General features: G+C 41.1%; 15 protein-coding genes. 4 read left to right on the plus strand and 11 right to left on the minus strand.

The window, feature by feature from the left end; all coding sequences use genetic code 11:
* Window positions 1-32: 32 nt before the first annotated feature.
* The 4 genes from GJU40_RS13170 to GJU40_RS13185 form a co-directional block, all read right to left on the minus strand.
* Window positions 33-329: a hypothetical protein gene (locus tag GJU40_RS13170; protein WP_154308365.1), complete on the minus strand. Its 297-nt coding sequence runs from the start codon at window positions 327-329 to the stop codon at window positions 33-35.
* A 261-nt stretch (window positions 330-590) separates the two neighbouring features.
* Window positions 591-1,031 carry a YfmQ family protein gene (locus tag GJU40_RS13175; protein WP_170289406.1) on the minus strand — a complete coding sequence of 147 codons (441 nt, stop codon included), beginning with the start codon at window positions 1,029-1,031 and terminating at the stop codon, window positions 591-593.
* 509 nt (window positions 1,032-1,540) lie between these two features.
* Window positions 1,541-1,891: a VOC family protein gene (locus GJU40_RS13180; RefSeq protein ID WP_154308369.1), complete on the minus strand. Its 351-nt coding sequence runs from the start codon at window positions 1,889-1,891 to the stop codon at window positions 1,541-1,543.
* 352 nt (window positions 1,892-2,243) lie between these two features.
* On the minus strand, window positions 2,244-2,957 hold the full coding sequence (locus tag GJU40_RS13185; RefSeq protein ID WP_246188364.1) for a glycosyltransferase: 714 nt from the start codon (window positions 2,955-2,957) through the stop codon (window positions 2,244-2,246).
* A gap of 181 nt (window positions 2,958-3,138) precedes the next feature.
* On the opposite strand from GJU40_RS13185, the gene GJU40_RS13190 reads away from it, so the two are divergent.
* Together GJU40_RS13190 and GJU40_RS13195 are read left to right on the plus strand one after the other, a co-directional pair.
* The gene (locus GJU40_RS13190; RefSeq protein WP_154308371.1) at window positions 3,139-4,371 is read left to right on the plus strand and encodes a glycosyltransferase family 4 protein; all 1,233 of its coding nucleotides are present in this window, start codon (window positions 3,139-3,141) and stop codon (window positions 4,369-4,371) included.
* A 1,227-nt stretch (window positions 4,372-5,598) separates the two neighbouring features.
* The gene (locus tag GJU40_RS13195) at window positions 5,599-6,027 is read left to right on the plus strand and encodes a hypothetical protein (RefSeq protein ID WP_154308373.1); all 429 of its coding nucleotides are present in this window, start codon (window positions 5,599-5,601) and stop codon (window positions 6,025-6,027) included.
* A 179-nt stretch (window positions 6,028-6,206) separates the two neighbouring features.
* Here GJU40_RS13195 and GJU40_RS13200 read toward each other — a convergent pair whose 3' ends face one another.
* Both GJU40_RS13200 and GJU40_RS13205 read right to left on the minus strand, forming a co-directional pair.
* Window positions 6,207-8,093 (minus strand): Xaa-Pro dipeptidyl-peptidase, encoded by a 1,887-nt coding sequence (locus GJU40_RS13200; protein ID WP_154308374.1) that lies wholly within the window; start codon window positions 8,091-8,093, stop codon window positions 6,207-6,209.
* A 198-nt stretch (window positions 8,094-8,291) separates the two neighbouring features.
* Window positions 8,292-9,557, minus strand: coding sequence for a YeeE/YedE family protein (locus tag GJU40_RS13205; protein WP_154308376.1), 1,266 nt, complete (start codon window positions 9,555-9,557; stop codon window positions 8,292-8,294).
* A gap of 798 nt (window positions 9,558-10,355) precedes the next feature.
* Here GJU40_RS13205 and GJU40_RS13210 point away from each other — a divergent pair.
* Complete coding sequence (locus GJU40_RS13210) at window positions 10,356-10,757, plus strand: nucleoside 2-deoxyribosyltransferase (protein WP_343031547.1); 402 nt, start codon at window positions 10,356-10,358, stop codon at window positions 10,755-10,757.
* A gap of 851 nt (window positions 10,758-11,608) precedes the next feature.
* On the opposite strand, the gene ssuD is transcribed toward GJU40_RS13210, so the two are convergent.
* Together ssuD and ssuE are read right to left on the minus strand one after the other, a co-directional pair.
* Window positions 11,609-12,661 carry an alkanesulfonate monooxygenase gene (gene ssuD, locus GJU40_RS13215; RefSeq protein ID WP_154308378.1) on the minus strand — a complete coding sequence of 351 codons (1,053 nt, stop codon included), beginning with the start codon at window positions 12,659-12,661 and terminating at the stop codon, window positions 11,609-11,611.
* A gap of 19 nt (window positions 12,662-12,680) precedes the next feature.
* Window positions 12,681-13,193, minus strand: coding sequence for an NADPH-dependent FMN reductase (gene ssuE, locus GJU40_RS13220; protein ID WP_154308379.1), 513 nt, complete (start codon window positions 13,191-13,193; stop codon window positions 12,681-12,683).
* A 243-nt stretch (window positions 13,194-13,436) separates the two neighbouring features.
* On the opposite strand from ssuE, the gene GJU40_RS13225 reads away from it, so the two are divergent.
* Window positions 13,437-14,753: a prolyl oligopeptidase family serine peptidase gene (locus GJU40_RS13225; protein WP_246188365.1), complete on the plus strand. Its 1,317-nt coding sequence runs from the start codon at window positions 13,437-13,439 to the stop codon at window positions 14,751-14,753.
* A gap of 55 nt (window positions 14,754-14,808) precedes the next feature.
* Here the strand turns inward: GJU40_RS13225 and GJU40_RS13230 are convergent, their stop codons facing one another.
* Genes GJU40_RS13230 through GJU40_RS13240 form a run of 3 tightly spaced genes read right to left on the minus strand, consistent with a single transcriptional unit; the run spans window position 14,809 to window position 17,436 of the window.
* Entirely contained in the window at window positions 14,809-15,795 is a 987-nt protein-coding gene (locus tag GJU40_RS13230) for a sensor histidine kinase (RefSeq protein ID WP_154308384.1), read from the minus strand.
* Complete coding sequence (locus tag GJU40_RS13235) at window positions 15,792-16,460, minus strand: response regulator transcription factor (RefSeq protein WP_246188366.1); 669 nt, start codon at window positions 16,458-16,460, stop codon at window positions 15,792-15,794. The genes GJU40_RS13230 and GJU40_RS13235 overlap by 4 nt, the downstream gene beginning before the upstream one ends.
* Window positions 16,435-17,436, minus strand: coding sequence for an alpha/beta hydrolase (locus tag GJU40_RS13240; RefSeq protein ID WP_343031548.1), 1,002 nt, complete (start codon window positions 17,434-17,436; stop codon window positions 16,435-16,437). The genes GJU40_RS13235 and GJU40_RS13240 overlap by 26 nt, the downstream gene beginning before the upstream one ends.
* Window positions 17,437-17,905 lie beyond the last annotated feature (469 nt).

The following is a 17,905-nucleotide window of genomic DNA, read 5'->3' on the forward strand; positions in this document are numbered from 1 at the left end:
CTTATCATCATTTCAACATTATGTAATAGACATTACGCCTGCAAATTGGATATGTTAACTTGTTTCTTCTTCTTGTACAGTCCTCCAAGGAGCAGAAACAGTCCCGAACAAAATAAAATCACAGCCATCACTGTCAGCAGCTTCATTCCTTGAAAGTCGTCTCCCCAGTAAATGGTGGCCAACATGGAAACGCTCCACGACAAAAATGGAGCAATCAAAATCATAAGATTATAACCCCATATAATCATAATGTCCCCAATGGGTTTTCCTCCGCTGAGCAAAAACCCAAAATAAATAGAAAACCCTAAAATGGCTAATGCTGCTCCCATACCTTCATCTCCTTTACCTTTCAATATTTTACCATAATCTGACGAAGCATAGAATGAGGAAAAGCAAAAAAAAAACCGGGACAAGGGGACGGGTACCTCGTCCCAGCCCTGACTGTGACCATGCGTTACCCACTATTAAGTGACAATCCTCAAACTTACAGTGCAGGTAAGGAGCAGAACACAGTTTTTATTTCCTTAAAACTCTATAAAAAAAGGGTATCTTAGCATGCTGAAGATACCCTCTCTATCCATTAGAAGCTGTTATACTGCTTTCCCGGAAGCTTTGTTATGGAGCATTTCTGCCTTGATCTTGTATGCTCTCACTTTGCTCTTCACTTGTTTCACAACGTCCACATATTCAGCATGCTGATAGACATGGAACATGACAGGTGTTTTTCCTGTATCAAGGACAATCTCAATTGGAGAGATGCCGTGTGAGGGATTGGAATAATATTCCCTGTTTCCACTATGCACATAATACTCTTCTAAAAAGAGAGACTCATTCCAGGCAGTGATGATGTTGGCTTTCTCCGCTCCCTGCACTGCTCTTCCTTCAAAAGAAATATCTGCATTCTCCTCACTCAATTTATGATGAAGCTCAAATTTGCGTAGCAGCCAGTCAACCGTAGAGGTCGGAATGCTCGCAACAGCAACTTTCAAGGCACTGAGTATCGCAATGGTAGCAATGAATGTGATGGTCAATTTTTCATCTCCAGATTTTCTCATTTTTACCCATTTATTTTACCATAAAGCGGGACGAAGGGACAGTCTCTTGTCCAATCCGTCAGCTTCCCGCTGGCAGCATGATAAACTGTTATTTTATAATATGACGAGAGGAAGAAATTCATATAAACACACAACCAGTACTCAGCACCCTAGTACTTTCCTCCATGATTTTCTTATGGGGCTGTGGAGTCAACAATGCTGGAGAAGACAGAAGCACACAACAAACTGAAAATGACAAAAGAGAGAAATATGAATTAAAATGGGGGCAGTCGTATTAGGTGATTTTCTAAAAGTAGCTGGGAGAATAATTTAACGGCTTATTTTGAAGTACAGTATTTGAATTAGCAGTTACTTTTGCAATACAATTTTCCAATGAATTAGCAGACACTATAGCGGTAATATTAGCACGCAAAAAGCTCAAAGAACAGCTCTGAGCTTTTTTATAAACTACGTTGCTGTACATGAGCACCCTTTCGTACAACAGGTTAACATTGGCAAACCATTACATGGTTCCCATCAGGGTCCTTGAAAGTAAACCAGTGGTTGTGCTCAATTTCTGTGGTGAATTCAACATTCTTACTCTTCATATACTCATAGGCTTGTTCTATATTGTTAGTGTTCAGATGAAAAGGTGGAGTTTTGAATATATTGTCCTTTGAATAAATTCTACTGTCTAATACAATTCCTGTACCGTTCATAGGTAATACGTACAAATGACCAAATAATATTTCACTATCTACTGGCAAGCCTAGTATATCACAATACCAATTACGCGCTTCTTCAATGTTGCTTACGGGAATAAACACAGTACCAATCGAATTTAAAATAGGATTCATCAATAACCTCCTAATTTTTGAGTTATAGATTTCATTCGTGATGAAATAATTACTTCTTCTTGTTGAACCATCCCGTCCCCCAAGTACAATAAGTCTCCTTAATCATTCAACAAAAATTTCCAAAAACCCTCTTACTATTTTTAACACACCAATACGCATATTCATTTGCATACAAACTATCACACTGACAATCACTTCTGTCACCCTGCTAAAAGGTGTGCGATTTTGTCTGATAATATATGATAATATAACTTAGTTTCCCCATCATAACTGTAACCTGCCTAACAGAACACATACCCCAAAGAAAAATCGCCTCATCATAGAACAGGGCGATTTTTCTTTGAAACCTTATTCAACTGGTCCTTATTTTACCTTCCAAGTAGTCTCTGTATTTGTCCCTGACTCCTGCAAACTCATCCCATAGTTCCCGCTGATATCTGACAGATCCCATTCTTTGGTGAGAACGGTGTTTTACCAGAGGATAAGGAATGTAATGAAATTCTTCTATTTGCAGCAAGCGCAGCCACATTTCATAATCCTGCGTGTAACGAAGGGTTTCATTGAAGCTGCCTGCCTCTTCAAAAAGTGAAGACTGAATCATGACGGTACAGCCGTTGATGGGACAGCCGGTTAACATGCCAGAATAAAAGTCCTTGGGACTGGAACTTGCAGGTCCTGCCATTGCTTTTTGAAGAACAGAGTTTTCATCAATAATGTTAAAATTCGTATAAGACATGCGCGCATTCAGCAATTGCATGGTTCTCAGCTGAACCTCCGTCTTGTTCAGCTCATATTCATCATCAGAGCTCAGCCAGCAAAAGTAATCTCCTCCCGCATGCTGCAGTCCAAGGTTGACCGCGCTTGCCGTTCCTCCGTTTTCCTTTTTCAGATAGGAAATACGGTCTCTGTATGGATTAATTTTTTCAGTGTGCAGCGTAGCACCGTCATTAACAACAATCACTTCAATATTGGGATATGTCTGGTTGAGTGCGCTGGAAATGGCTCTTCCCACATATTCACAGTTATAAAAAGGAATTACAATTGAAATTCTAGGCAATTCCATCATCAGCATCCTCTCTCAGCCAGTTTTTTCCGCCGGCTGCTTCCTACACTATTCATATGAAATTGATGAGAATTATATCATGATGATTGCGGAAAAAAGTCAAATGAAATTCCTGCCGGCATACACTATACAAGGCGGCTTCATTCTTTGCTGAATAATTCCATGCCTCCTCAAGGAGAAGCAGATGAAAATTTTAGTCGTATCCTATAATCCACTTCCATTCCCAGGGGGAATATGGACGTTTGTGTCCCGTCTGACAGACAGGCTGAGAGAAGCAGGACATACTGTTGACATTCTTGCACTGAATCAGCAAACGTTAAATTACAGAATCATCGGTCAGCCTGAAGCTGTAACAGAAGAAGTGTTTCGGAATGACATCGCTGCAAGGCTTTCGCAAGAAGTTCCTCCCCTTCCCCCCTACTCTTTTATGTATAATACAGAATCCATGTGCTGCCTGCTTGAGATGACTGCAGCACACTACGGTTTGGAACAGTATGATGTGATTTATGCTCAGGATATCATTTCAGCAGGAGTGCTGGGAAAAATCAGGCCCCCTGCTGTACCTGTCGTAACGAGTTTACATGGTTATTTACTGGGAGAAATCTTTTATTATCTGAAAAGCACCGGAAAATATCCTAGTGACGATGAGATCCATCATAGTGCTGAGTATGCCTATTTCAACGGTTTGGAAGAAAAGGGGTATGCACTCAGCCAAAAAATTCATGTTCAGTCCTTCTGGATGAGAGACATCCTCACAACGCATTCTCACGTACCTACCGCAAAGATTGCCCTATTTTCATACGGAATGGACATTGATGCATTTCTAAGCGCTGCAACCCCTCAGCACAGTAATGACAGCAGCAGGAAAAAAATCATTCTGTACACTGGGCGCCTTGTTTACTTGAAGGGAATTTCAACACTTATTGAAGCACTGGGCATTCTCAGTAAAGTAAGTACAAACTGGGAGTGCTGGATAGTAGGTGACGGCGAAAGAAAGAATAGTCTTCAGGAGCAATGTAAAATCCTTGGAATAGAGAACCTCGTTGTTTTTCCGGGTGTTACGTCAGACATCCACAGCTACCTGAACAAGGCTGATATATTTGTTATGCCCAGCCTGCAGGATACGCAGCCACATGCCGTCATGGAGGCTCAGCTCAGCAGCCTGCCTGTTGTTGTGAGCGATGCAGCAGGTCTGCCGGAAATGGTCAGTCAGGGAAACAACGGCTTGGTGTTTCCTGTTGAAAACAGCTCTGTACTCAGCAGTCTTTTGCTCTCTCTCCTCACTGATGATGAAGGAAGAATCCTCATGGGCCAGAATGCCAGAGAATGGGCAAAGCAAAAATGGTCCCTTGATGTCATGGTCAGCAATTTTCAAACTCTGTTTGGAGAAGCTGTACAGTCCCTGCAGCATGAGTGAATAGCAAAGAGTCTGCACTGCACATGAAGAGGTTCCGAAAAAAAAGTGACAAATAGCCATAAAAATAGCAGGATAATTCACTTATGAATTAGACCTGCTTTATTTGTTGTTATAACAAATTAGTGTTGAAATAGCATCTTAATGATCAAGCCTACAATAATTACTGTGCACCTAAAAAATGAGTTAATCATAAGGGCTAATCCTCATCCTGTAAATTCTTTTAAGCCTCCAGTAAAGAATTACGTGATACAATTGAAAATATTGGATATTTCATTAAGAGGCTTTGTTAAAAGTAATCTGATAATGGGTAGGGAGATTTTTGGACAATAACAATAACAAAGTTAATAAAGAAAAAGAAAATTGGAAGCTGTGGGATGCTATTTTCACATCGGGACTAGTATCTTTTTAAAAGGATAATCAAGCGCCCAAAATGATGATAAGAAATTCAAGCAAATGCTATTACAAATGTTGTTTGGTATCATTTTTACTTTTTTATTGTATTAAAGTTTTTATGGATGTTCTCTTGTTTGGGAATAAAACTGCCCCATCAGCTCAATATCCATAAGCCAGCCGCAAACAAAATAACATAGTTTTATTACCAGCAGGAAAAGGCAGCCACGTTGAACTTGGTATTACTATTGAACAGATAATGAAGTAGATAGTCTCAAAACCACAAGTACTTTTTATCAATTGCCTGAAAGCACCAAGTGAAATGGCACCTTAGAAGATTTAGTAAACATAGTTGATGTGAATGAAACTTTGGGGACACAATTTGTAGTTCCTCCAAATAATTCTTGGTTTAATCCTTTTGGAATGAATATTGCTGGTATTTTTATTTTAATTGGAGTGTTAATTGTTCGGTTTGTTTCTAATTTCGTACAATTGAGATGGAAAAAGAATTAACTCTTATTGCGTTAACGAGTAGCTTAACTTCAACAAGCAGTTAACTTTTTTTGTTCAAGTAGAGAAGTCGATTTGTTGAAGGATAGATTTTATAGAATAGCTTGATTCAAAAAAAAGGTGTAGTCGCTTGAAGTCGGTAGGCTTTCAAAGTATGAGGGGAAAATCCCTCTATCTTTTTATCATTTTCATACTTTTCCAAAACTTTAACTGAATTATTGCCCATTACATCAAAAATCGTTATTCAAGAGAGAAACAAACGACATATACAACCCGTCTCTGTTCTTCAGGCGGTAAAATAGAAGTAGAAAAAACGTGGAGGGTATTATGCACTCAAAAGAAGTTATAGAGTTTATGGTTGTAGGTGTGGCTATTGCAGTAATCATCATTATTTCATTTATTTTGAAAGGTAAGCTGAGGAAGCTTGGATTGGTGTTCGCCACAGTCGTTCTTATCGCATATAGCTTATTTTTTACAGCTAGACCCTTTTGGATTGATGCACAAATTGAGAAAAAAGTTGAAATGTTAGAACCATACTTAGAACAACAGTATCCACATGCCGAATGGATGATTACAACGATTCCTCATAGAGAAGATGGTTATAAGCATCTTAATCCGTATTACATTGAGGTGATATTCAAAGACGAGCCAGAGGTAACCTATCTTTATTGGGTAGAGAAGAATAACATTTACCAAACAGGCTATTCAACTAAGGAAGAAAATTTAGAGAAGTTAAAGTATAAAGAAAGTGAATAAGCTAATGTTTTAGCAATCATGTACATGCCCTATGCTATACTAATGGGTCCTTTAACTGATTATGAAGTTAATAAAAACGTAAAAAACCCAGAGCATTTTAGGTCTGAGTTTTTACAATTACATACAATGTTATTCCTAATGCTAAATTGGATATCATGTAAGATTTTTCTCTCTAAACATTAAAACCCCGCTGCCTTTTTCCCATTGACGATCGGCAGCTCAATATAACTCTGGCCAAGCTGCACGTCAAATGAAGCTCCTGTAGTGGAGGGAATTGTCCGTCTAAAGTCGCTGCCTGCAATAATTACGCCGATTCTGTGTCCCTTTTTGAATACATAATCATCCGGCAGTGCGCTCCATTGAAATGTATAGCTTTTGCCAGGCTTCAACAGGCTCTCTTTCTCAATTGACCGCCAGTTTTTCGCATGGAACCAGCCTCTTGTGACTACCTCATACGGTGCGGTGTGAGTAGTTTTCACAGTGTCCCTGTAACATGCATCATCTTCAGGTGTGCTCTCTCCCCAGCAGCTCTCGGTGTTCAGGGTGCTGATACCTTCGCCTCTGCTCTCGTGATGCACTCTTGTATCGAGCCCATAGTCAACGAGATACACCGCGAGATTCGCGTCTTCCTTGTTGACGGATGCTCTTAAAGACACTTCCGGAACTCCGCTGATTCTGACATCCTCTGTTAATTCTTCTGTTAAAAAGGCGAGCCTGTCACTTTTGACGTTGGTTTCATTGGAAACCATTTGCTGTTCAGTCTGTCTTGGGTTATCTGTAAAGGACTGGGTAGGATTTCCTTTTACCGGACCTGTCGTCAGCACACCGCTGGTTGTGCTGTTTTTCCCTGGAGCGAAGCGGACCTTTACCGCCTGCGCCTTTCTATCCGGCCAGGAAGAATGTGTTTCCCATTGATCAGCTCCTCTTTCAATATCAACCGCAGGCTCCTTCATGATTCCATTTTCCATTCCAAGGAGCCAGTAATCAAACCACCGGTGCAGCGTATCAACCCATTCGGCACGTCGAAAGTCAAATGGATCAACATGTCCCGTTTCGGTGAGCCATAGCTTTCTTGGTACGTTATGCTTATTCAGGGCTGACCACCAGTTTTCTAAGTGATTCATTTTTACGTTATAGTCGTTCAGGCCGTGAACTGCGAATACACTCGCTTTTACTTTTTTCGCATCTTTCACATAGTTTCTCTCATCCCAAAAATCATTATAATCTCCGGAAGCATCATCAGCTCCTGCATTCAGGCGGTCAAACACAGGTTTGCAAACTTCTTTGCGTGTTGAACTGACCACTCTGCCGGCAAGTCCGCCCGGTCCGTTGTTATAATATGTAAGTCCCTCATATCTGTAGTATTGATACCAGCTGCTGATCGCGCCGATCGGCACAATCGTTTTCAGCCCTTTAACGCCTGTAGCGGCTACCCCATTTGCCAGTGTTCCATCGTAAGATTTACCAATCATGCCCACGTTTCCTGTCGTCCAGCTAGCCTTTACTTCCCCATTGTTCTCATCCCACGCTCTTGCCCTGCCGTTCATCCAGTCAATCACGGCCTTGATGCTCTCAATTTCTTCAAAGCCCCCAGTCGTCGGACAACCGTCTGACTTATTCGTGCCTACCATCTCAGGAAGAGCCACTGCATATCCTCTTGGAACAAAATAGTTATCATAGAAAAGAGGAAACTTTTCATTTCTTCCATCCTTGTCACGGTCTTTTACTTCGCTTTCATTTCCTCTTCCAATGCTTTCATAATAAGGGCTTGCGTCCATAATCACAGGAACCTTTAACCCACTGTCACTTTCTTTTGGCCTCATAATATCAACCGCAATTCTGTCGGGTTTGCCATCTCCATCTGAGTCCAGTTTCGTTTCAACAAATACCGTTTCCCGGATTGCATCTTTGTAGGAGTACTGTGCCTGAGACACTCCCTTTACTCTTTCCCTTGATTCCTTGGAGACTTGCGTTTTTGCCGCTGCTGATTCGTAGTTAAAAGGTGACAGTGTGAAAGAAACCGCAGCAATCAATGCTGCGGCGTTTAACAGCTTCCTTCTTTTCATGAGATCCCTCCTCTACTTTTTCAATAACATTATATTCCGATAGAAGAAAGATTAATAGATTAAATATTACTAATATTCAATATATTTCCAACACTTATGATAGAGAGATTTCTAGGAGGAAAGGCATGAGGTGGAGTTGATGATCAGGGATTTCAAAAAAATGCCCGGTACATATTGTACCGAGCACAGATTGATAGATTAGCAGACAGAGTCTGTTGGTTTAGGATTACTCATTCCAAACAGCGGCCGAATAAACAGCGCGGCACCTGTACCAAGCATAGCCATTGCTGCCCACACCCAGCCATGCAGGCTGAAGGAAGCAATTCCGCCGAAATAGGCACCAATATTGCAGCCAAATGCAAGGCGTGCACCATAGCCCATCAGCAGGCCACCGATGATAGCGGCACCGGCAGTTCCGAGTTTGATTTTGCCGGGCTTAAAAGTACCCTGTGCTGCAGCCGAAATAAATGCTCCAAGGATAATACCGAAATTCATGACGCTCGTTGTATCAGCGAGTACGGTATTGTTCAAAGCGGCGGTATTGGCTTCTGTTGCGAAATAACCCCAGGCTGACACGTCAATGCCAAGCATCATCAGGAATTTGCCGCCCCATAGAGCAAAGGCAGACGTAATTCCCCAAGGTGTTCCGCGTACAGTTAAAGTCAACGCATTCAGAACTGCCAAAACGATGGCTGCTGCAAACAGCGGCCATGAGCCTCTGAAAATCTTTTTCCACCCGTTCGTAGTCGGCAATGCTTTCATGTTCGGAGACTTTCTTCTTTTCGCAATCTGCAGGGTTCCCCAGTAAATGAGCAGAAACAATGCAAGCTGAAGAATCAGTGCACCGCCATATCCAAGGCCTGTTGATTCAGCAAGAGAAATCGCCGGCAGAGATGGTGTATCATTCATCCAAAAAGAAAAATGATAAGCCCCAAGCACGGAACCTCCGATAAAGGCAAGAAGCGTCAAGATCATGGAAGATTGACCTCCGCCAACTGAATAGAGCGTGCCGGATGCACAGCCGTTCCCAAGCTGCATGCCGATTCCAAACAAAAATGCACCTACAATCACACTGGTTCCCACAGGTGAAACATAACCTGTGGGCGTAATTCCTGTGAAGCTGAAGCCTGTACTAAGTATGATCGCAAACAAGATACTGGCAATTGCCAGCATCAGCATATGAGCCTGCAGCCCCTGCCCGTTACCTACAGAAACAAAGCGGCGAAATGCTGAAGTAAACCCAAAACGGGCATGAAGAAGCGTAACACCAAGAGATATACCAATAAGAAAAAGAACTCCCTGTGCCGTACTGACAATTGAAATAATAGCGAGAAACAAAATGACTGCTGCTAGAGCCCCTGCTGCAACATACGGCTTTTGAACCGGATTTAATTTCGAAACCACCGTTGTTGGAGCGGATATCCATTTATTTGAAGGGCTCTGCCCTAATTGAGTTTGTGCCAACTCAATCACTCCTTTTCTGATCGTATTAGTAGGAATAAGAACTTATTATAGGCTTCATCACTCCGTTTGGCAATGATATTGCTTGGGACACAGGGACAGGTACCTCGTCCCAGCCCGGACTATGGCCACACGTTATCCACTATAAGTGACAAGCCGCAGGCTGACAGGCAGGCAAGGAACAGAACGCAGGATTTTACCTATGTAATAGTATTTTTACCTAGGTAAAATACTGTAATTAGTGCTGTATCTGAACCAGAATGCCGAGTGGTTCTGCCATATAGAGACTTCCCAAATGTTCAGCAAGCTTTCAATTATGTCATTTTCCAAATCTTTCAGTTCGACTGCTTTCAGACTCCTTTCTGACCTGCCACTTTTAAGTTTCATTTCCAATCCTATTGATTACATAAGAAAAGGGTATCTCAGCATGTAACTTGTATTTGTCCCTGGCTATTGCAAACTCATTCCATAGTTCCTGCCGATACCTCCCAGATCCTATTTTTAGGTGTGAACGTTGTTTTACCAAGGGATAAGACAGGAAATCAAATTCCTCTATTTGCAGCAAGCGAAACCACATTAGTCTTGTATGTAAGGAGTAGTACGTGACGGTAGTCAAAAAAATTCCCTATTGCTTTTTTTTACCTTTGATTGTTAGTAGCTAATGAGACAGCATTCCTGTAAAATTCGAGAAAATGCACTGCAGCTATTACTCTAGGAAGGATTAACCACCTTTTTTGTTGAAGTCCTTAATTAACAAACGGACAGTTAAGTGAAAGAAGGAATATAAAAGGGGGTAAAAGAGTGAAATTTTATATTGCATCCAGCTTTAAGAACACAGAAAAGGTTAAGTATGTTAGTAAAATGTTGATAGAAAAAGGATTCACCCATACATATGATTGGACTCTAAATGAAAACATTACTACATTAGAGGAACTTAAGGAGATTGGTCAAAAGGAGACCAATGCTGTAATAGATGCTGAATTTGTAGTAGTTTTATTACCAGCAGGAAAAGGCAGCCACGTTGAACTTGGTATTGCTATTGGAAATAGTAAGAAAATTTATCTTTATTCATCAGATAATGAAGTAGATAATCTTGAAACCACTAGTACTTTTTATCAATTGCCTGAAATCACTAAGTGCATTGGCACCTTAGATGAATTAGTAAACATAATAGATGTAAATGAAAAAAGTTTCTTAAGCTAAAAGGGCAGTTTAGTTAAAGAAGGTTTCTGTATAATATGGTATAATATGGATATATAAAGGAACAGGGGTGACAACAATTGAAAAATAATCCCAAACTTGGAGTGTCAGTATCTTTAATTGTATTAGTCGGATTACCAGTTATTTTTCTAATAACTTCTCTACTTACTGGAGAGTGGAATTATCTAATATACAGTATTATTCCGTCTCTTTCTGCTGGACTTACAGGTCTTATGATAAGTTTTCAGCAGTTGAAAAAGGAGCGGCAAATTATATTTGACAAATTGACGAAAAGCTAAGGATTAGTGCCTTTACTATTGTAACGTACAGTTTGAACAGTAGTAACATAATAAGCTAAGCAATCTAAACTCCGTATAAAAGCAAATACTCTCTATTTCAGTATAAATGACCCCTTTACTAAAATTGTAAAATAATGAAATGATTGTTTCAGATAGAATTATAACTAAAAAACTATGTAATGCAGGTTTAGTCAGGAGCGCTCCAATGGAAATATTAAATCTGCTTTTCATCAATCCAATTTTGTTTTTTTGTATTGGAATCATTCTGTACTTAATAAGTAAGAACAAAAAAAGAACTTATTTTTATAGTCTGATCATTTCTTCTTTATTATCTTACTTGTTACTAAGATTTCAATTTCTAAACAATTTAGACGTATATATCTATATCCCCTTTTATGCATTAATTTCGGTGCTGGGTACTTTAGTATCAAATGTAACATTACATATGATAAGAACCATCAAGCATAGATAAACCTTACTGCACCGGCGGAACAGACTTTTTAAAATGCACCTGATCCGGAGAAGATACATTCCCGATCAGGTGCCAGGTCAACCTTAACTATCCTTCAACCGCGGCAGCAGCAGTTCACCGACACGGTAGGCTTCTTCAAGATGCGGGTAGCCTGACAGAATAAAATGGCTGATCCCTGCTTTTTGGTATTCTTTCATGTAAGATAAAACTTGATCGGGATCCCCGACCAGGGCAGTTCCTGCTCCTTCACGCACAAGGCCGATTCCTGCCCAAAGTCCTTTTCTGATTTGAAGGGAATTTGCATGGTTCATGCTGAGGCTGGTCATTTCTGTCTGTGCTTTGCTATCAAAAACAGAGAACTTCTTTCTTGTTTCTTCAATGATATCTTCGTCTACATATTTAATCAGCGACTCAGCAGCTTCCCATGCTTCCCGCTCTGTTTCCCTCACAATCACATGAATGCGTAGACCATATTGCAATTCCCGGCCCTCTTTTTTTGCCAGCTGCTTTACTTCGGCAATTCTTTTTTCCACAATATCTACAGGTTCACCCCACGTTAAGAACACATCAACATTCCTGGCGGCAACCTCCTGCGCAGCTCTTGATGCACCTCCCAAAAACAACGGAGGGTACGGCTTCTGGACAGGAAAATGATCCAGCCCGCCACCTTCAATATGAAGAAAATCTCCTTGAAAATTCACCGACTTTTCCGTAAACATGTTTCTCCAGACTGTTAGAAACTCATCGGCCATTTTATAGCGGTCATCTCTTGTTAAATGAAGCCCTTCACCGGCAAGCTCGATGGGATTTCCTCCCTGAACGACATTCAGCAGCACCCTTCCGTTAGAGATTCTGTCAAGAGTCGCCGCCATTCTCGCTGATAAAGCAGGTGACATTAAGCCGGGTCTCATCGCGACTAGAAATTTAAGCTTTTCCGTCTCACCTGCGAGATTTGAAGCCAATACCCAGGCATCCTCACATCTTCTGCCGGTGGGAACCAATATTCCTTCAAAACCGTTTTCATCACAAGCGATCGCCACCTGCTTTAAATACCCGATAGATGATGACCGCTCTCCCTCGCTTGTTCCCAGGTATCTTCCATCACCTGCCGTTGGCAAAAACCAATATACTTTCATGCTGCGCTCCTCCGCTCTTCTACACACTTAGCAGCTTGTTCACTTCTCCAGAAATTCTTTCAGCCAGTGCTGAATCTGTTATACCATCAACTTTGTGAATTTGGCTGTCAACTGCATACACACCTTTTAGAATGGAAGTACATCCGAGGCTTGAAAACAGGGGCTTGAATGAGTACTCAATACTGAGCAGATGAAACACTGTTCCGCCGACCGCTACAGGCAGCAGCGGTTTATCCAGAAAAGCCTCCTGGGGAAGAAGATCCAGCAAAGCTTTAAGAACACCTGTATAGGATGCCTTATACACCGGGCTTGCGATTACAATTTTCTCCGCCTCTGCAACCTTCTTGCTGAACTCGCTAATACTTTGATGCTGAAACAGTCCTTGAGCCAGCACCTCTGCAGGAAAATCACGAACACTCACTATATCAAAACTGCGCCCGCTTTCCTCCAGCAGCATTCCAATATAACTTAAAACAATATCACTTCTGGAAAACGCCGAAGGGCTTCCCGATATCAATAAAATATCTGTCATTTCCGGATCACTCCACACCTGCCTAGAATTCTCTCTACACTTTATGAAAGGTGGGCATGGTTGGTACTTTGTCTGTATGGAGCAGGGGCTTTTCTCTTATTTATTGCTGAGGCGATAGTCACCATCATAAAATAATGCAGAAATTTCTTAAAGAAATGCTAGTTTTTGCATATTTCTCTCTCTATTCTTTTATTAAAATATCAATGTAACTGCTTACATAAATAATGAAAGGCGGAGATGAATTTGCTGAAAAAAAGAAGCAGAATACTAATCAGTATGGTTACAACACTGTTCCTACTATTCTTTTTCCTGGAAGATGCAGGAGCAAAAGAAAAGAACAATCGTGATACAACTTATTCTACGGTGACAGAAGTGTATGACTGGGGAGCGAGCATCAGCAAGGTCATCATTGATCTCGGTACTCCTGTTCCTAAGAATTCAATCACCCAGGATACTTTTAAAGTGTCTGTCAAAAGAAATGACAGCAGGAAGCCCAATCCGTTCTTAGAAGAAGGCTATCGGAAAGTTGTAAAAGCTTATGCAGGTGATCAGCACGGACGTCCCGCAGTACGGGGGAAATTTGCAGTGCTTGAGCTTGAAGTTGGTCCTCAGCTATCCATCGGTTCCCCTTTAAACTATTATGGTGGATCCAATGACTGGATTGAAACTGACTATACCATCACTCAGGCGAAAGAGATAAAAGCCAACCCGGGGAAAAAAGGCACAATCACAGGCATAACGGCGAAAAAATCCAATGGGGACAAAAAGCTGTTAATTGAAGACTTTTCTACAGGATTTTTTCAGCATGGAGGGAAGTCCCTTACCTATGCATCATTTTCTCCTGTAAAAGATTCTAAAAGAAACCCTTTGATTGTCTGGCTTCACGGAGGCGGAGAAGGCGGTACAGATCCTACGATTCCCCTTGCCGCAAACAAAGCGGTCAATTTCATCACCAAAGACATTCAAAGCCATTTTAATGGTGCACATGTATTGGTGCCTCAAACACCAACACGGTGGATGGATGGCTTGACCGGGAATGCTGATGGCACCTCCAAATACACAGAGGCCCTGATGGAACTGATCCAAAGCCATGTAAAAAACAACCCTGATATTGACCCAAGCAGAATCTATATCGGCGGCGCTTCCAATGGAGGCTACATGACCATGCTGATGATAAGAGATTATCCGAATACGTTTGCTGCAGCCTTTCCAGTTTGCCAGGGGCTTGATAACAGGTATGTAAGCGACGAGGATATCCGGAGAATAGCAAACACACCAATCTGGCAGATTCACGCACTAAATGACCTTACGCTGCGGCCTCAGAATAATTCGATTCCTGCACACAACCGTTTACTTGCTGCGGGAGCAAAGAATGCAGTACTGACTTTGTTTGATGACGTAAGAGACACGACTGGAACATACACACGCGCAGATGGCACTCCCTATCAATATGACGGCCACTGGTCATGGATTTATGTATACAACAATGAAGTAAAAACAACAATTAACGGAAAAACAGTGTCTTTAATGGAGTGGCTTGCAGCTCAATCCAGAAAATAAAAGTCCAAAGCAAAAAAACCCTTTTGAGCAGCTGCCTAAAGGGTTTTTTGTTATCTCAGAAATCTTGACTATTGAATATAAATGTAAATCTTGTACCATTAAAATCAGAGGACAAGGTATATGGGATGCCTAGTGCTGTAGCAATGTCATCAATAACCGTTAACCCAAGGCCTTGTTTTTCCCGGCCGCTTTGAAATCCCTTCCCATTGTCTTCAATCTCAACCAAACTTCTTGAAATGACTATATGCAAATTCTCAGCGTCTGAGTGCCTCAGCGTATTTTGAAAAACATTATCAAACATCCTGTGCAGCCAGGCATTGTTGCTATTCAAAATCAGTTCATCCTGAGAAGACTCATGGATTGAAATGCGTATCCCGTTTAATTGAAATAAATAGCTCCACTTTTGCACCACTTTATGCAGAAGCTCATTTATGTGTACAGGATCTTTTAGTATATGGGAGGATTTCAAACTAACTGTGGATTCTAATTGAATTTGTCTCGTAAGTTCTCCAATATACTCTATTTGAGAATGTATCGACTTCAAGGGCAGATCTCCCCGTTCGTACTCAAGATAAAACAATTGCAGCTGCATGGCCGTCAGCGGCGTATTAATGTCATGCCGTAGTTTTTTTAAATATTCCTCCTGCAGTTTCTTCTCCTGTTCAGCCGCCAGTTCTCTAAACGCTGTTCTTTCTATAAGTAAATTCACAGACTCTATTAACCCGTCCATTTCATCTCTGCCATTTCCAGATAATTTTTCAGGTATTGTATCTCCGGAAGCAAGCTCCCTGACAGTTTCTTTGAGTCTATTGATTTTATGGAGCAGTGAATTGATGGTCAGTGAGCATGCTGCCACAATCGTAAGAGAAGAAATAATAAACAATACGTGCATCACAACATAGTAAATTGATTCATGAAAAGGTTCTGAAGGTTTTATCAGCTGATAAATCGCTGTCACAGCCAAGTTAATAACGATAAATGATAAAGGTATGCAGATGAGGACAATCCCTAAAATCAGCTGATATTTTCGTTTTAATTTCATTGCTTGCTATAGGTATTGAGCCTGTACCCTTCTCCATATATATTTTCAATCAATCTGCCTTGTTGATCACCTAATTTGGCCCTGATTTTTTTGATATGTACATTCAGCAGATTATCATTCCGGTCCTCGAGGTGCCATAAATAAGTAAGAAATTGTTCTTTTGAGAGAATGTGATTTTTATTGTGATACAAATAAAAGAAGATTTTCCTTTCAATGGCCGTTAACTTTACCTCGGTGGACGGTTTTCCTGCAAAAACCCTGGATGTCTCGGCATTAATAAAAACGCCGCCTATATCAGTATAAGTTCCATATGTCTGTGCAAGAAGATTTCTCATTCTGGCTGCAAGCTCTCTCGGATCGAACGGTTTACATACATAATCGTCCCCTGCTGACAGGCCAGCCAGCTTATCGTCAATCCCATCCAGTGCGGTTAGAAAGATCACTGGAATGTTGTATCCTCCTTCTTTCATTCTTCTTATCAAGGAAAAACCGTCTTCTCCGGGAAGCATCACATCTATAATCCCGATGTCAGCCCTTTTAAGAACAGAAATTCCGTGTTCTGCGCTTTTTGCCCAATGTACCTGAAAGCCTTCTTTTTCAAGAATTTTCTTAAGAAAGCTTCCTATCATTTCATCATCCTCAATCATCGCTGCTGTGTAATTCATGGGACTGCTCCTTTTCAATAGTCTCTAAAAAATTCAAGGTGAGCTGGTGAATTTCCTCAGGAGCGTAAAGATAGATAGAGTGATTGCCTTTCACCTCAGCTACCTTTGATTGTAGGAGATGATCAGCAAAATTGACATAGTTTTCTTTTTTCCTTTTTTCAAAATTGCTTCTGTTACTCTCTTTATATGCAGAGAGTAACAGCATAGGAGTATGTACAGGATAAGGCAAGGATGCTGAGATTTCACCATTTCTGCTGCTCATAAACATCTCCTGCCTCATATTATCTGTCATTGCTTTTTTATAAGAAATTGCCTTATAAATTTCCTTCTCCTCTCGATTCAGAAAGGATTGCCTTAGAACTTCAGGGTCATAGACCGCTTCAGGAAACAGCCGGTGAATCCCAAGCTTCGGGAGAAAATTCATGCTAGCAATCTGTAATTTTTCTGAAAATTCAAGCGGATGGTTTGCATATTCATGAGGCAGTCCGATATCAAGCCCTATAATTGCCTTGATCTCCTGGGGATAACACTGTGCCCAGTAGATTGCTTCGATGCCTGAGATGGAATGGGGAACCAGTATATATGGCGGCTTTAGCCCGCTTTTCGCAAGAGCTGTTCTCGTCTGATTCAGGATCTCACCAATCTCTCTTCCATCTTTCGTTTCGTTACTATATCCATAGCCAGCCCTCTCCACAAGCGCAATGGAGGAGCTTCTTGAAAATTTGGAATAAAGTCCCTTCAGTTCATAAACGGGTGCAGCAATGCCGGCACCAGACATAAATACAAAGGTATCTGTCCCCCTGCCTTCAACATATACATTGATCTTCGTATCAGCTGCCTCTATCAGTTTCCCCTTTCCCTCAAACAACTCTTCTTCTTTCTGCAGTTGAATATGATGATAACTCAAAATCACTAGAACACCTATCGTACATAACCCCAAGCTGAACAAACTCGCTCTTCTTACAAACTTTTTCACTGCTGTTCCTCCTGTCCATCTCTATAAGACTAGGTTAAGGAGTAAAAATAAATAACTCATAAACAGACAGTTTAGTAGCTGTGCGATAAGAACGATTGGGCTGGATGATGATTCTTAGGGGGGTACTTATTTTCAAAAATAGACGGACGTTTTCCGCTTATTGAAAAAATCCTATTAAAAAAGCCCTCAATAGCCGGAGGATTTCCGGCTATGAGCTGAAAAACCGCTAAAATGCGGGCTTTTCATGACATTAGCCGGAAATCCTACCCTTATTTCGCCTAAATTTCGTTCAGATTTTGATATAACCGGAATTCATCCGCTTATCTTCATTGTACTGGCTCCCCCGTGAAGGACCACCTATTATGAAACACTCAAATAGACGGACGTTTTCCGCTTATTGAAAAAATCCTATTAAAAAAGCCCTCAATAGCCGGAGGATTTCCGGCTATGAGCTGAAAAACCGCTAAAA

It is taken from the genome of Metabacillus lacus (assembly GCF_009674805.1).
Lineage (GTDB): Bacteria > Bacillota > Bacilli > Bacillales > Bacillaceae > Metabacillus_C > Metabacillus_C lacus.